Here is a 15,501-nt window from a genome sequence, read left to right on the forward strand (position 1 = left end):
TCTGTTCGTTTTCTAAGGCTCTGTGTCGTCTGCTGTTGCACTTTCTATTACTTCCGCATATAGTTTCTTAGAGCTTTCATCTAGCAGTGCCGGATCAATATCCAGCTGCGGGATGATCTCCAGGAGTGCGTTGATCCGTCCTTCCGTTTGCAAAAATTTATTGAGCACCACCACTTTCTTGTTGTCCAGGATGCAGTACCCGCTTTGAAAGGTACCCCGCTCATAGCGCAGCACATAGCCGCACTGCTCCGGGATGGTCTCCAGTTTATTCAGGGAATTTTGTGTATACTTGATCATAGCTGCTTATCAATAAGGACAAAGATAACCTTTCTGAAATCTCAATTCCCAATTCTGAAACCTCAAATCTCAATACCCACCCGGAACGTTAAACCTGAAACTTGGAACCCGAAACCTGAAACCTTTTCCTAACTTTGAGCGCAACTTAAAAAATGGCAAACGTTCGCAAAATCATCAACGATCCGGTTTACGGGTTTATAACCATTGATCACCCGCTGTTACTGGCCATCATTTCTCATCCTTTTTATCAGCGTTTACGTAGCATTCATCAGATGGCATTTGCCCACCTGGTGTACCCGGGCGCGGTTCATACCCGGTTGCTACACTCTCTAGGCGCCTACCACCTGATGTGTACCGCGCTTCAGGAACTAAAAGGAAAAGGGGTTGTCATTACCCCGGAGGAAGAGCTGGGCGCAAAGATCGCGATACTGCTGCACGATATCGGCCACGGGCCTTTTTCCCATGCGCTGGAGCATGAGCTGATCCCGGGCGTCCATCACGAAAAGCTATCTCTTGCCATTATGCAGGAGCTCAATCAGCAGTTTAACAATCAATTAGAAACTGCTTTGGCTATTTTTACAGACACGCACCCCAAGCGGTTCCTGCACCAGCTGGTTTCGGGGCAGCTGGATGTGGACCGGATGGATTACCTGAACCGGGATAGCTTTTTTACGGGTGTGGCGGAAGGTGTCATCGGCTACGACCGCATTCTGAAGATGCTGGCCGTGCACGAAGGAAACCTGGTGGTAGAGGAAAAAGCGATCTATTCCATCGAAAAGTTCTTGTTGAGCAGAAGGCTGATGTACTGGCAGGTGTACCTGCATAAAACGGTAGTGGCTGCAGAAAAAATGCTGGTAATGATCATCCGAAGGGCAAAGGAGCTGATCGCCCGTGGGGTACCGATAACGGCGGCCACAGAGTCGCTGGAGCATTTTTTACATCATGGTGCCGCCAATGCGGAGGACCGGGACCGTCTCCTGCTTGATTTTTGCAGTATGGACGATCATGATATGGCCGCCACTATCAAGAACTGGAGCCGGCATCCGGATAAAGTGCTGTCCTACCTGTGCCAGGCCCTGGTGGAACGCAGGATCATGCAGATCCGCCTGCAGGCGCAGCCCTTTGATGAAGCGTTCCTGCTGCAGACCCGGAGGGAGATGGCTGCTAAAATGGAGGTAAGCGAAGAAGAAGCCGCCTATTTCGTTTTTTGGGGAGAAGCCAGCAACAGTTTGTACAATCCTAAGAACGAAGCCATTACGATCCTTTATAAAGAGGGAAGTTTAAAGGATATTTCAGAGGTGGACAATGCGCTGATCAACGTAAAAACAACGATGCCTGTTAAAAAATATTACATTTGTTCCTTTAGGATTCATTAAAAAATCATTCGTTTAGAAATATGACATTTACTGCTGCGCAGATTGCTGCATTGATCAATGGCCGTGTGGAAGGAGACCCGGAAGTGGCCGTTGGCAACTTTGGAAAAATAGAAGAAGCCCGGGAGGGCCAGCTGAGTTTTCTGGCAAACCCCAAATATGAAGAATACTTGTACGAAACCAAGGCCTCCATCATTATCGTTAATGAGACGCTGGAGCTGAAAAAACAGGTGGCTGCCACCCTGATCCGTGTAGCGGATGCCTATTCAGCCTTTGCGGCATTGCTTGGGAAATACCAAGAAATTGTACAGCAGCAATTAAAAGGTATACAGGAACCCGCCTATATTTCAAAGACCGCCCGCTATGGTGCTGATGTTTTTATAGGGGCTTTTGCCTACCTGGGCGAAAATGTGACCATTGGTGACCGTACAAAGATCCATCCCAATTCCTATATCGGGGATAATGTTACTATCGGGAATGATTCCATTATCCATGCAGGGGTTAAGGTGCTGCACAATTGTGTTATCGGCAACCAGGTTACGGTACATGCCGGAACAGTTATCGGCAGCGACGGCTTCGGGTTTGCGCCGCAGGCGGATGGTACTTTTGCAAAAGTGCCGCAGATCGGCAATGTAGTGATCGAAGACCAGGTAGAGATCGGGGCAAATGCCACGATCGACCGGGCTACCATCGGCTCCACCATCATCCGGTCCGGTGCCAAACTGGACAACCTGATCCAGATCGCCCACAATGTAGAGATCGGGAACAGCACGGTGGTGGCGGCACAGGCGGGGATCAGCGGCAGCACCAAGGTGGGCAAAGGGGTAATGATCGGCGGTCAGGTGGGCATCGTAGGCCACCTGCACATTGGCGACGGAGCCAAGATCAACGCGCAAAGCGGTGTAAGTAAAAATATCGAACCCGGTAAAGCGGTGACCGGCTCACCGGCCTATGACTATACATCTGCGCTGAGGAGCCAGGCACTGAACCGCAGGCTTCCGGACCTTGAAAAACGGATGAAAGAGCTGGAGGAAGCGCTTGCCCGTCTGAAAAATGAAAGCTGATCCGCTTCCGGACCTTTCCGGGATTACTAGCGTTCATTATTGCAGCCCATTGATTTTATAGATATATTTGCGCCCACAAAATCAGATACATGGATAATCAGTTCAACCCCGACAAACAACATACGCTGAAACAATCTGTTAGCATCAGCGGAACCGGCTTGCATACCGGTGTGCTGGCAGATCTTACACTGAAGCCGGCAAATGCGGGCTTTGGCATTCAGTTTCAACGGGTTGATCTGCCGAATAAACCCATTATTAAGGCGGATTGCGACCTGGTGACCGATACCAGCCGGGGTACGACCCTGGAGGCAAACGGTGCAAAAGTGAGCACTGTAGAACACCTGTTAGCCGCACTGGTAGGGATGGGGGTGGATAATGTGCTGCTCGAGATCAACGGGCCGGAGATCCCGATCAAGGACGGCAGCGCCATGGCATTTATCGATATTATTGAGGAAGCAGGGGTGGAAGAGCAGGACGCAGCCAAATTGTGGTATTCTATTGATGAAAACCTATACCTCACCGATGAGGAAAAACGTGTGGAAATGGTGATCATGCCAGCACGGGAATACCAGATCACCACACTGATCGATTTTAATTCACCGGTACTGGGCACCCAGCATGCGGAGTTAAAGACCATGCGGAATTTTAAAGAGAAGATCTCCAGTTCCCGTACTTTCTGCTTTTTGCATGAGCTGGAGATGCTGCTGCAGCACAACCTGATCAAAGGGGGGGATGTGAACAACGCGATCGTGGTGGTAGATAAACCGATAGGGGATGAAGAACTGAGCCGCCTGAAAAAAATATTCAACAAAGACGATATCGAAGTTAAAAGCGAAGGCTATTTAAATAACCTGGAACTGCGTTTTCCCAATGAGCCGGCCCGGCATAAGCTCCTGGACATCGTGGGTGACCTGGCGCTGATCGGGTACCCGGTAAAGGGAAGAGTGATCGCCAACCGCCCGGGACACAGTTCCAATGTGCAATTTGCCCGCCTGATCAAAAAACACATCAAGGCCAACAAACACCTGAAGGGAGTACCCCATTACGATCCCGCTGTACCTCCGGTGTACGATCTTCAGTATATCGAAAAAACATTACCCCATCGGTTTCCTTTTTTGCTGGTGGATAAGATCATTGAGCTGACCGACGAGCGCATTGTAGGGGTAAAGAATGTTACTTTCAATGAGTGGTTCTTCCAGGGACATTTTCCCCAGAACCCCGTAATGCCTGGTGTATTGCAGATAGAAGCCCTGGCACAGTGCGGCGGGATACTTGCGATCAACCTGGCTGGCGAGGGACAATACGATACCTATTTTCTGAAGATCGATAATTGTAAGTTTAAACAAATGGTACGGCCGGGCGATACCATGATCCTGAAAATGGAACTCACCGCTCCCATCCGCCGCGGTATCTGCGAAATGCGGGGTACCGTATACGTAGGCGGCAAAGTAGCTACTGAAGCAGACCTGGTGGCACAGATCGTAAAGCGTTAATTGCTTTCGGCGTTCCCGATTTAATGTTCCTTCGTTGTACTTGTTATGTCCCGGGGATCCGTACGCTGAGCACTGGATCTTGGTATTTGGCTTTTGATATTTGGATCTTGACGTTTAGTAGTTGGATACCGGATGCTCCCCTGAAGTTTCGGAACTGATCGCTAAAGGCTGATAGCTGAAAACTGATCCGGCAACCCGATGCTCAATGCTCCAATCCCGGCACTTCCTGCCGCAAATTGCCTTTTTAAATGTCGTTTTTATACAGCGGATTCATTCCGGTGTGATGGTATGTTTGCATTGTGATTGCAACAGATCTTTAAAAAAAATAAAAACGATAAAAAATGAAAAAGACAAAAATCCTTTACTGGACATTTACAGGACTGATCGTATTGTTGGACGGCGTTATCCCGGCCCTGACCTCTCATACAGAACTTGCAAAGCAGGGCATCAGTCACCTGGGTTATCCGGATTATTTCCGGGTACTGCTGACCGTTTTCAAGGTAACCGGTGCATTGCTGCTGGCCCTGCCCTTCTTTAAAGGACGTGTTAAGGAATGGGCCTATGCAGGGTTTACGTTTAACTTTATAAGCGCTGCAGTTTCACACACCGTAGTAGATGGCTTTGGCGGGCAAACGATATTTCCCCTGGTGGCCCTCGGTATCCTGGCAGCTTCCTATCATTATTATCACAAGCTCCGCCGGTCGGCGGCACAGCATGTACGGAACGCGGGAATGCAATACAGCATCGGGTAGAACAACAAATACATTATCTTTAAAATAAAAAAATAACGATGGAATCAACAAGCATAACAGTGGCCGCAACGATCAATATGCCGGTGGAAAAAGTATGGGAATACTGGACGGAACCGGAGCATATCAAAAAATGGAACAGTGCTTCCGACGACTGGCATACACCGCGTGCCGAAAATGACCTGTGGACAGGCGGCAGTTTCTCCTCCCGGATGGAAGCCCGTGACGGCAGCATGGGATTTGATTTTGGCGGTGTATATGATGAGGTGAAAGTCAATGAACGGATCGCCTATACCATGGGCGACGGCCGCAAGGTAGAAGTTCTCTTTTCCGGCAAGGGCAACAGTACCGCTGTTACCGAAACATTCGATGCAGAGACCACCAATCCGGTGGAAATGCAACAGGCAGGATGGCAGGCGATCCTGGATAACTTCAAACAGTATACAGAGGCCAGCTAGATCCTAAACAGCACAATTATTTTTTCAGCTCTGCCATCACCGGCCAGATAGACCGGAAATAAGCAAATGCCGGATCCCGGTCATTCTGGATGGTATTATCATAATTCCAGTACAGGGTATCGCTGTTTTTTATGATCCTTACAAAAGTGCCGCCGCCATCGGCACAGTCGGGACAGCCATATGTGGTATTCGGCTTTGCCAGCATGGCATCCGGAAAACCGGTTTTAAGCACCAGGGCGGTCTGGTACTTGCTGTCGCTCAATTTAACGGTAACCTTATTCTTGGAGCTGACATTTACCGTTGTTCTGTAAAGCTTGTTTCCGCGGATGCTATATGTGGTATGACACTCATTACCAATACACATACTGTAAAAAGTACCAAATTCAAAGGCGTCGGAGGTTTTATCTACAGAGGACTTGGAACAGGAGAGACTCAGCAGCAGCAGGGTAAAAATAAATGCAGATTTCATGATGGTATTTTTTCAATAAAACGAGTTTTGCCCCTGAAATGCAACAATTACCATCATATTTTAATCAGGCGGCCCCCGATCTTATAATACAGCCCACATTCTATTAACATTCGCTTGTTTGACGCGGTTAAAACGGCCATTTTTTCGTAAATTTGTAGACTATACAAAGAACAGATATTAAAAATTTTAGTACTATATGAGCGAAGAAATAAAGGATGTTGAAGCGGTTCCCTCTCCCGCCTATGGCGCGGACAGCATACAGGTTTTAGAGGGGCTGGAAGCGGTACGGAAACGTCCTGCCATGTATATCGGCGATATTGGTGTAAAAGGGCTGCACCATCTGGTTTATGAAGTGGTGGATAACTCGATTGATGAAGCCCTGGCAGGGTATTGCAAAAACATTATTGTAACCATTCATGAAGACAACTCCATTTCCGTGGAAGATGACGGGCGGGGTATCCCCACAGGTATCAATCAAAAACAGGGAGTAAGTGCGTTGCAGGTTGCTATGACCATACTGCATGCCGGGGGTAAGTTTGATAAAAATACTTATAAGGTATCCGGCGGTCTGCACGGTGTGGGGGTAAGTTGTGTGAACGCACTGAGTACCCGGATGCATTCCGTAGTGCATCGTGAAGGAAAAATATTTGAACAGGAATACCACATTGGGGTGCCCGATTATCCGGTACGGGAGATCGGTACTACCGACAAACACGGTACCATCCAGCATTTCTGGCCGGATGCCACGATTTTTACCTCGATCGAATACAAGCGTGATATCCTTGAAGGCCGTTTGCGTGAGCTGTCGTTCCTGAATAAAAAGATCAGTATCACCCTGACCGATAAAAGGGAAAAGGACGAAGCGGGCAATGACATTTCAAAGATTTTCTACAGCGAGGGAGGAATCACCGAGTTTGTGGAAATGCTGGACAAAAATGGTGGAAGGACACCGCTGATCCCGAAAGTGTTATATGTGGAAGGGCATGATGAAAACACGCATGTGGCCGTGGAAGTGGCGCTTACCTATAATGATTCCTTTAGTGAGCATATCTTCTCCTACGTAAACAATATCAATACGATCGAAGGTGGTACGCACGTCACCGGGTTCCGGCAGGCGCTTACCCGTATCTTTAAGACCTACGGTGATAAGGAAGGGCTTTTTGAAAAGGCCAAAGTAACCATCGATGGGGATGATTTCCGGGAAGGACTCAGTGCCATCATCTCGGTTAAAGTGCCCGAACCGCAATTTGAGGGACAGACAAAGACCAAGCTGGGTAACAGTGAGGTGAGCGGGGTGGTACAAACCACCGTAGCGCGCGTATTGCAAACCTATCTGGAAGAGAACCCCAAGGATGCAAAGAACATCATCAATAAAGTGATCCTGGCCGCACAGGCCCGTATTGCCGCGCGTAAGGCACGGGATCTGGTGCAGCGTAAGACGGTGCTGAGCGGCGGCGGACTGCCGGGTAAGCTGGCGGATTGTTCCGACCGGGACCCGGAGCGTTGTGAGCTGTACCTGGTGGAGGGAGACTCCGCAGGTGGTACCGCCAAACAGGGGCGTGACAGGAGCTTTCAGGCCATCCTGCCATTAAGGGGTAAGATCCTGAACGTGGAAAAAGCGATGGAGCATAAGATCTACGAGAATGAAGAGATCCGTAATATCTATACAGCGCTGGGGGTAACAGTGGGGACCCCTGAAGACCCGAAAGCGCTGAATCTTGCAAAACTCCGGTATCACAAGCTGATCATTATGACGGATGCCGATGTCGACGGCAGTCACATCGCCACCCTGATCCTCACCTTCGTTTACCGGTATATGAAAGAGCTGGTAGAGCAGGGTTATGTATACCTGGCACAGCCTCCGCTTTACTTGGTAAAAAAGGGCAGGGAATCGGCCTATGCCTATAACGAGGAACAGCGTAAGGCACTGGTGGAAAAAATCGGAGCCGGGAAAGAAGATTCGGTAAACATCCAGCGTTATAAAGGTCTGGGAGAGATGAATGCAGAACAGTTGTGGGAAACCACGATGGATCCGGACCGCAGGACCTTAAAGCAGGTGACCATTGAAAGCGCCGCAGAGGCCGATCGTGTGTTCAGTATGCTGATGGGGGATGAAGTAGCACCACGGCGGGAATTTATTGAAAGCAACGCCAAATATGCGAAGCTGGATATCTGATGTTCGCAGGAACGAAATAAAAAAAGGGGCGGAATTTTCCGCCCCTTTTTTATACTGTATTTAAATCAAACAGCTCCTGTTATTTCTGCAATAACATGATGTTGTGTTTTTTCGCAAATTGCTGCTGTGCCTCGAGGAATTTTTTGTCGAGACCCACACCTTCCTGCTGAATGGTCTTTGCTGCTTCCGCTATTTTTTGGGCTGCTGCCGGATCCTGGCTGAACCGCAGGGAAAGGATCTTTCTGTAATCATCCGAGTAGGTCTTTTTCATAAAGGCAAAGGCTTTTGAAAGTGCTGCCTTCATGCCAAAATCATCTCCGCTGAATTTAAGGTCATCCAGCTTCTTTTGCTCTGTGCCAAGATAGTTTACGGCATCCGTCAATGCAGCAACGGCGCTGCTGCTGTCGGTGGAAGTGGCCACCTGCTGTTCTGTCTGGTTTATTTTCATAGCCAGTTCTCTTTGGATCATCACCAGACCATTGTTGTATTCAACAGCCTGTTTCTGGCCGCCTCCGCAGGAAGCCAGCACGATAACACTTAAAAAGGCGAAGCATATTTTTCTCATAGTTTAAAAATTTCGATAAAGATAACCGCTTTATATGGAATGACTTATTTTTTTTGAGGGCTTAAAAATTCTTTAATGTAACGCGTAATGGTGGCCTCCTCATCGGTTTTGGGATGAGGGCAGACCTGCAAAAATCTTTTATAGTAAGCGGTAGCCCGGGTATTGTTTTTTAAGAAGCGGTGCAATACGCTGCCCGCCTGGTACAGGTCCAGCAGATCTTTAAAGAGATAATAAGAAGTATCATACAATGCAACAGCCCGGGTATAGTTTTGCACGGCAACGGCATTGCCGGCCTTTGCCCGGTAATAGGTAGCCGCCATCTCCTGGATGTTGAAGCCGATGCATTCGGTAAGCAGCGAATCGCTGACGGCATATTCTTTCTTCATGGCAAACGCAAGCGCAGCACCATATGCAGCCGACTCATTATTTGCATCCTGTAACAGCAGCCAGTTGTACACACTTATCACACTATCCGGTCGTTTTAAATTCAGGTAGCTGAAAAGAAGGTTGATATAGGATGACAGAAGTTCAGCAGGCGCCACATCGCGGCTCCGCAGTCGTTCACCCCAGGCAACGGCTTCGCTATAGCGTCCAGCGGTAAAACTCAGGTTTACTTTTTTCCCGATGATGGGAGCATAAGTGGTATCAAACCGGAGGAATTGGTCGATAAGCTGCTCTGCCTGGTTCTTTTGCTTTGCTCCGCTGAGGTAGGTGCAATAATCGTATACCACTTTTCCGGCTGTTGGTTTCAGTTCATAGCTTTTCCGGATGCAGGCAATGGCCGAGTCGTTTTTTTTCAGCAAATACCAGGCTGCTGCTGCCGCCTGCCAGTATTTGTATTGTTCCGGAAACAGGCGGGTCAGGTTCTTATAGTAGAAAAGTGCGCTGTCCGGCTCCCTGTTCATATTATGGATGGATGCGAGATAGATCTGTGGTGCCGGCAGGCTGCCGTTTTTTTGATAAAGGGCGGTAAAAACAGATCGGGCCTGTTTAAAATCCTCGTTCATATAGCAGGCATAGCCCAGGTCAAACAGGTATTGCTCGTTATCCGGTGCAGGGACCGTCTTTAAATACGCTAACGATTGTTCATATTCCTGGTTCTGGAAAAATTGTTGCAGGCGGTCGCGGTTATAGGAAGCCTGGGCAGGAACAATAACCGGTATTAGACACAGGATGCTGAAAATGATTTGTTTATGCATTTTTCTGGTTGTTTTTTGATCGTTTACAATATAAATATAACTAAAAAACTAGTTTTAGTAAGTCTTTTGGTGCCTAATATTAGGAGGCCGTTTAGATAAAAACCCTTAATTTCAAGTTTTCAAATCAAAAATTATTCATTATGGCAGATGCAACTCTTACCGCTTACAACGTGAAAACAAAAGAAAAAAATGTACCGATTCAGGATGCTGTAATTTCCCGTACATCTAAGGGCGGCTATATTGCGAAAGGACACGACGGAAAAGGCAATAAGTTAACTTCTCTCCTTGGAGAAGAAAAGGCATTGGCTGCTATTAAAGCCGGTTTGGCAAAACAGGACTGGTAAACTTTGCATTTTTGTATATCGGGCCCCGCATTTTTTGCGGGGCTTTTTTATGCGGGTACGGCTGGCATATAAGCAGTGCCTGCAGGCTGAAACCCAGGGTTTTCCTGATAACGTTTGCGTAAATAAAAAGCACCGATCACTTCCAGCCCCAGTGATTTAGACTTAACTTGGCGCCTCAGCGAAGCCTGCCTTCAATTGAAACAGTATTGCCGGATGTTGAAATATAGTATCTTCTTTTTGTTGATTTTGGTCGGAACATATCCGAATGCCCAGTCTGACTGGAAGTTGCCGGAGGTGCGGGAGCCCCGGTTTGGCAATGCTGTTTATCCCATCACTGATTTCGGAGCTGTTCCCGATGGCTTTTTTTTAAATACAAAAAGCATCCAGGACGCCATTGATGCCTGCTCAGGTAAGGGAGGGGGAACGGTACAGGTGCCGGCAGGCCTCTGGCTTACCGGTCCGCTGGTATTAAAGTCGGCGGTAAACCTGAACCTTGCAGCAGGGGCAACGCTTTTGTTTACAAAGGATAAGTCCCGTTATCCGCTGGTAAAAGCCAATTGGGAAGGGTTCCCCCAGATGCGGAACCAGGCGCCGATCTCTGCAGAAAATGCCACGGATATCGCGATAACCGGAAAAGGGATCATCGACGGCAACGGAGATGCCTGGCGCGCGGTAAAAAAAGATAAACTGACCGAATCGCAATGGATGAAACGGGTAGCGTCCGGTGGTGTGCTGAGTACCGACGGACGTCTTTGGATGCCTTCGGAAAGTTATGCGAAAGGGGAAGCATTAAAAGACCCGGGACGTATTTCACCGGATAAGGATGCCGCGTTTTATGCGTCGGTAAAAGATTTTTTCCGTCCCAACCTGCTCGTGCTCACTTCCTGTGATGGCGTGTTACTGGAAGGGGTAACCTTTCAGAATTCGCCCGCCTGGTGCCTGCATCCCCTGATGAGCAGGAATATTACCGTGCGGGACCTGTCTGTTAAAAACCCCTGGTATGCGCAGAACGGGGATGGCATCGACCTGGAGAGCTGCAGCAATGTGCTGATCGAAAACAGCGTGTTCGATGTAGGAGATGATGCGCTTTGTATGAAAAGCGGCCGGGATGCCGACGGGCGCCAGCGGGGGATGCCGACGAAAGATGTGATCATCCGCAACTGCACGGTGTATGCATCTCACGGAGGATTTGTAGTAGGCAGCGAAATGAGCGGAGGCGTTAACAATGTATATGTAAGCAATTGTAGTTTTATCGGTTCGGATATCGGATTGCGGTTTAAAACGACCAGGGGAAGAGGTGGTGTTGTGGAGCATATTTTTATCAAGGATATTTACATGAAGGATATACCCGGTGACGCCATCCTGTTTGATATGTATTATATGGCGAAGGACCCCGTTCCGCTTGAAGGAGAGAAAAGGACCCTTCCCAAAGTAGAGCGGCTGCCGGTAAACGAAACCACCCCGCAGTTCCGTAATATTGAGATCAGCAATGTTTATGTGAACGGGGCGGAAAAGGCGGTGTTTTTACGGGGACTTCCGGAGATGCCGGTACGCGGTATCCGCATTCGTAATGCCGTATTCCAGTCAAAAAAAGGAATAGACATTCAGGAAGCGGCGGATATCCGGTTTCAGAATGTAAAAGTTTATACAGCCGTTACACAACCGGTGATCGATGTGATCAACGGGAAGCAGATACAATTTGACCGGCTGGATTATGGCAGGAAAGCGGAACTGCTGCTTCGCATAAGCGGCAGCAATAACGATGGGCTGCAGTTCCGGAATACCAGTTACAAGGAAGCCGAAAAAAAACTGGAAGCATCGCTGGGCGCTACGGAGGCAGTTGTTTCTTTTAAATAAAAACAGTTTTGGATAAATGAAAAGATTTTTTTTAATAGCGTTGATGGGGCTGGTGTTTCAGTCTGCTGTAAACGCCCAACCCTATTCGCAGCAATTGGCGCTTACGGCCATGCACATCTGGCCCGACTCTTTTTCGGTAGTTCCCGGGCGGCCCGCCAGATGGAGCTATGATCAGGGGGTTATCTTAAAAGGGATCGAAGGCATCTGGCTGGCTACCGGCGATCCGCGTTGGTTCAGTTATATCCAGCACAGTATGGATTATTATGTGCAGGAGGACGGAAGCATTAAAGATTACCAGGCCGATACCTATAACATCGACCATGTCAACAACGGAAAATTATTATTGACCCTTTTTCGGGTGACCGGAAAAGAAAAATATAAAAAAGCTGTACTAAAGTTAAGAGAACAATTAAACACCCACCCTCGCACGCATGAGGGTGGGTTTTGGCACAAAAAAGTGTATCCCTGGCAGATGTGGCTGGATGGTCTTTATATGGGCCAGCCGTTTTATGCAGAATATGCATCGGTTTTTGGAGTGGATTCCATTTTCAATGATGTGACCCGTCAGTTTGTGTTAATGGAAAAGAATGCACGTGATCCCAAAACAGGACTGCTGTATCATGGGTATGACGAAACCCGGCAAGAGCAATGGGCCAACCGTCAAACAGGGGTATCCCCGCATTTTTGGGGACGGGCACTGGGCTGGTACGGAATGGCACTGGTGGATGCATTGGATTATTTTCCTGAAGATCATCCCGGGAAAAAAGAACTGATCGCCATCCTGAACCGGCTGGCTGCAGCAGTAATAAAAGTGCAGGATAAAAAGACCGGCATGTGGTATGATATCGTGGATCTTCCGGAACGTTCGCCCAACTATACAGAATCCTCGGCAACAGCTATGCTGGCCTATACATTGGCAAAGGGCGCCCGGAAGGGTTATATCGCGGACACGTACCGGGAGGCAGCAAAAAAAGCATTTGACGGGCTGGTAAAATACAAGTTGACGAAGAAGGACGGAATGCTTTGTTTGGATGGTACGGTTTCGGTTTCCGGTCTTGGAGGGAAGCCTTACCGCGATGGGAGCTTCGAATATTACATGAAGGAAAAAGTGGTACAGAACGATCCCAAGGGCATGGGCGCTTTTATCCTGGCGGCTAATGAAATCGAGATGATACCCGGGCTCGCCGCGGGGGCAGGAAAAACAATTCTGCTCGATAACTATTTCAATAATGAATGGCGTAAAGGTGCCGGCGGACAGCAGGAGCGCTGGCACTATACCTGGAACGACCGTTCCAATGGCGGCTACTCCTTTTTGGGCAACCTGTTTGAACGCCAGGGCGCAAAACTTCAGACACTGACCGCAGCCCCTTCTGCCGCCGGCCTGCGCCAGGCATCGGTTTACATTATTGTGGATCCTGATACCGATAAAGAAACCGCCCGCCCAAATTATATGAACAACGGGCAGCATGCCGCGCAGATAGCGGAATGGGTAAAGAACGGAGGCGTATTGGCACTGCTGGCCAATGATGCCGGCAACTGCGACCTGGAACACTTTAACATCCTTGCGGAAAAGTTCGGTATCCGGTTCAACAAGGATAATCTGCTTATGGTTAAGAACAATAATTATGAGATGGGGCGTGTAAACATACCCGCAGGTAATATAATTTTTAAAAATGCCAAAAATGTTTATCTAAAAGAAATAAGTTCTTTGAATCTTTACAAAAATGCATCATCCGTGTTAAAATCAAACGATGTAACTGTGATGGCGGTAGCCCGGTACGGCAAAGGAACTATATTCGCCCTGGGAGATCCCTGGATTTACAATGAGTATGTAGATGGCAGGAAGCTCCCGCTGCAATATGAGAATGTAAAGGCGGCTGAAGATTGGGTGACCTGGCTTTTAAAAACGGCAGTAAAAAAATAAAAAGCAATAGCACAAATGCAATTATCTAAAGCAACACTAACATCTTTAAAACAGGACCCGGCGCTGGTGGTTCCCACGCCGGCGCAGCTGGAGCTTCCGGAGAAGGTCCTCCAATTTGGAACCGGCGTATTATTACGGGGACTGCCCGATTATTTTATTGATAAAGCAAACAGGGAGCAGCTATTTAACGGAAGGATCGTGGTGGTGAAATCCACAGATACCGGCGGAGCCGATGCCTTTGAGACACAGAATGGATTGTATACGATCTGTGTAAGAGGGCTTGAAGATGGAAAGGAAATCAATGAATACATCGTCAACAGCTCCATCAGCCGGGTGCTGTCTGCCAAAACACAGTGGCAGCAGATCCTGGAATTTGCAAAAAGCCCGGAACTGGAAGTAGTGATATCCAATACTACGGAAGTAGGGATTGTAATGAGTGAGGACAGAATTACGGATGAACCACCGGCATCCTTTCCCGGAAAATTACTGGCGGTATTGTACGAGCGGTTTAAGACGTTCGGGGGAGCCGCGGATAAGGGACTGGTGATTGTGCCCACAGAACTGATTATTGAGAACGGGCGTAAACTGAAAGAGATCGTGCTGCAGTTGGCAGAACAGAATCAGCTGGAAGCTGCTTTTATCAATTGGATAAACGACGCGAATTCTTTCTGCAATTCTTTAGTGGACCGGATCGTTCCCGGTAAACTGGGCGGCAGTGATCTGGAGCAGACGGCTGCCTGGCTGGGGTATACCGACGAACTGATGATCATGAGCGAAGTATTCCGCCTCTGGGCCATTGAAGCCGACAGCCCCCGGGTATCGGAGGTTTTGTCCTTTGCACAGGCGGACCCCGGCGTCGTTATAGCACCGGATATTGAAAAGTTCCGGGAATTAAAATTACGGTTGCTGAACGGTACGCATACATTGTCTTGCGGCCTGGCTTATCTGGCGGGTTTTGAAACGGTGAAAGAAGCTATGGGCGATGCAGCGTTTAATGGATTTGTTACAAAGCTTTCCAAAGACGAATTAGCTACCGGTGTTACAGGGGTTAAGATCACTTATGAGGAAGCCTGCAGGTTTGCCGACTCGGTGATCGAGCGGTTTAAAAACCCTTTTTTAGATCATAAATGGTTGAGCATTAGTTTTGCGTACACATCGAAAATGCTGATGCGCGATGTACCGTTGATTAAGAATTTTTACAGCAAAGCACAGCAGGGGCCGTCTGCAATAGCGCTGGGATTTGCCGCCTACCTGCTTTTTATGAAAAGCGAAAAAGAGGGAACACAGTATACCGGAACGGTCAATGGAAAAACGTATGTGCTGAATGATGACAAAGCAGGTATTCTTTCGCAGAAATGGCAGGAGTCAGCAACTACGGATGACCTGGTACAACGCGTTTTGGAAGATACCGGCTTGTGGAATGAAGACCTGACACACATTCCGGGCTTTGCGGCAGATGTAAAAGAGCAATTGAATCGTTTAACAGAAAGCGGAGCGCAAACCGCTTTAAAAAAATTAATAAAGGGATAAAAA

14 protein-coding genes are annotated in these 15,501 nt (G+C 48.3%); 10 read left to right on the forward strand and 4 right to left on the reverse strand.

Going from position 1 to position 15,501, the window contains the following annotated elements:
* Positions 1 to 12: 12 nt before the first annotated feature.
* Positions 13 to 297, reverse strand: a complete 285-nt coding sequence (locus K7B07_RS14995) for a hypothetical protein (RefSeq protein WP_223710958.1) — start codon at positions 295 to 297, stop codon at positions 13 to 15.
* 152 nt (positions 298 to 449) lie between these two features.
* On the opposite strand from K7B07_RS14995, the gene K7B07_RS15000 reads away from it, so the two are divergent.
* The 5 genes from K7B07_RS15000 (at position 450) to K7B07_RS15020 (ending at position 5,434) form a co-directional block, all read left to right on the forward strand.
* Positions 450 to 1,673 carry an HD domain-containing protein gene (locus K7B07_RS15000; RefSeq protein WP_223710959.1) on the forward strand — a complete coding sequence of 408 codons (1,224 nt, stop codon included), beginning with the start codon at positions 450 to 452 and terminating at the stop codon, positions 1,671 to 1,673.
* A 20-nt stretch (positions 1,674 to 1,693) separates the two neighbouring features.
* Positions 1,694 to 2,734, forward strand: coding sequence for a UDP-3-O-(3-hydroxymyristoyl)glucosamine N-acyltransferase (gene lpxD / locus K7B07_RS15005; protein ID WP_223710961.1), 1,041 nt, complete (start codon positions 1,694 to 1,696; stop codon positions 2,732 to 2,734).
* An 89-nt stretch (positions 2,735 to 2,823) separates the two neighbouring features.
* Complete coding sequence (locus K7B07_RS15010; protein WP_223710963.1) at positions 2,824 to 4,227, forward strand: bifunctional UDP-3-O-[3-hydroxymyristoyl] N-acetylglucosamine deacetylase/3-hydroxyacyl-ACP dehydratase; 1,404 nt, start codon at positions 2,824 to 2,826, stop codon at positions 4,225 to 4,227.
* A gap of 341 nt (positions 4,228 to 4,568) precedes the next feature.
* A complete protein-coding gene (locus K7B07_RS15015; protein WP_223710964.1) occupies positions 4,569 to 4,979 on the forward strand; it encodes a DoxX family protein in 411 nt (136 codons plus the stop codon).
* Positions 4,980 to 5,017: 38 nt separating this feature from the next.
* Positions 5,018 to 5,434 (forward strand): SRPBCC family protein, encoded by a 417-nt coding sequence (locus K7B07_RS15020; RefSeq protein WP_223710966.1) that lies wholly within the window; start codon positions 5,018 to 5,020, stop codon positions 5,432 to 5,434.
* 16 nt (positions 5,435 to 5,450) lie between these two features.
* Here K7B07_RS15020 and K7B07_RS15025 read toward each other — a convergent pair whose 3' ends face one another.
* Complete coding sequence (locus K7B07_RS15025) at positions 5,451 to 5,903, reverse strand: hypothetical protein (RefSeq protein ID WP_223710968.1); 453 nt, start codon at positions 5,901 to 5,903, stop codon at positions 5,451 to 5,453.
* 196 nt (positions 5,904 to 6,099) lie between these two features.
* On the opposite strand from K7B07_RS15025, the gene gyrB reads away from it, so the two are divergent.
* Entirely contained in the window at positions 6,100 to 8,079 is a 1,980-nt protein-coding gene (gyrB, locus tag K7B07_RS15030; RefSeq protein ID WP_223710969.1) for a DNA topoisomerase (ATP-hydrolyzing) subunit B, read from the forward strand.
* A gap of 79 nt (positions 8,080 to 8,158) precedes the next feature.
* On the opposite strand, the gene K7B07_RS15035 is transcribed toward gyrB, so the two are convergent.
* Positions 8,159 to 8,644, reverse strand: a complete 486-nt coding sequence (locus K7B07_RS15035) for an LIC11966 family surface protein (protein WP_223710971.1) — start codon at positions 8,642 to 8,644, stop codon at positions 8,159 to 8,161.
* Positions 8,645 to 8,688: 44 nt separating this feature from the next.
* Positions 8,689 to 9,843: a tetratricopeptide repeat protein gene (locus K7B07_RS15040; RefSeq protein ID WP_223710973.1), complete on the reverse strand. Its 1,155-nt coding sequence runs from the start codon at positions 9,841 to 9,843 to the stop codon at positions 8,689 to 8,691.
* A 140-nt stretch (positions 9,844 to 9,983) separates the two neighbouring features.
* Here K7B07_RS15040 and K7B07_RS15045 point away from each other — a divergent pair, with 140 nt between their 5' ends.
* The 4 genes from K7B07_RS15045 (at position 9,984) to K7B07_RS15060 (ending at position 15,498) form a co-directional block, all read left to right on the forward strand.
* Positions 9,984 to 10,187 carry a hypothetical protein gene (locus K7B07_RS15045; protein WP_223710975.1) on the forward strand — a complete coding sequence of 68 codons (204 nt, stop codon included), beginning with the start codon at positions 9,984 to 9,986 and terminating at the stop codon, positions 10,185 to 10,187.
* 213 nt (positions 10,188 to 10,400) lie between these two features.
* Entirely contained in the window at positions 10,401 to 12,044 is a 1,644-nt protein-coding gene (locus K7B07_RS15050) for a glycoside hydrolase family 28 protein (protein WP_223710977.1), read from the forward strand.
* Between the two features lie 16 nt (positions 12,045 to 12,060).
* Positions 12,061 to 13,968: a glycoside hydrolase family 88 protein gene (locus K7B07_RS15055; RefSeq protein WP_223710979.1), complete on the forward strand. Its 1,908-nt coding sequence runs from the start codon at positions 12,061 to 12,063 to the stop codon at positions 13,966 to 13,968.
* A 15-nt stretch (positions 13,969 to 13,983) separates the two neighbouring features.
* Complete coding sequence (locus K7B07_RS15060) at positions 13,984 to 15,498, forward strand: tagaturonate reductase (RefSeq protein WP_223710981.1); 1,515 nt, start codon at positions 13,984 to 13,986, stop codon at positions 15,496 to 15,498.
* Positions 15,499 to 15,501: the final 3 nt, after the last annotated feature.

The sequence above is a fragment of the Niabella beijingensis genome (assembly GCF_020034665.1).
Taxonomy (GTDB): domain Bacteria; phylum Bacteroidota; class Bacteroidia; order Chitinophagales; family Chitinophagaceae; genus Niabella; species Niabella beijingensis.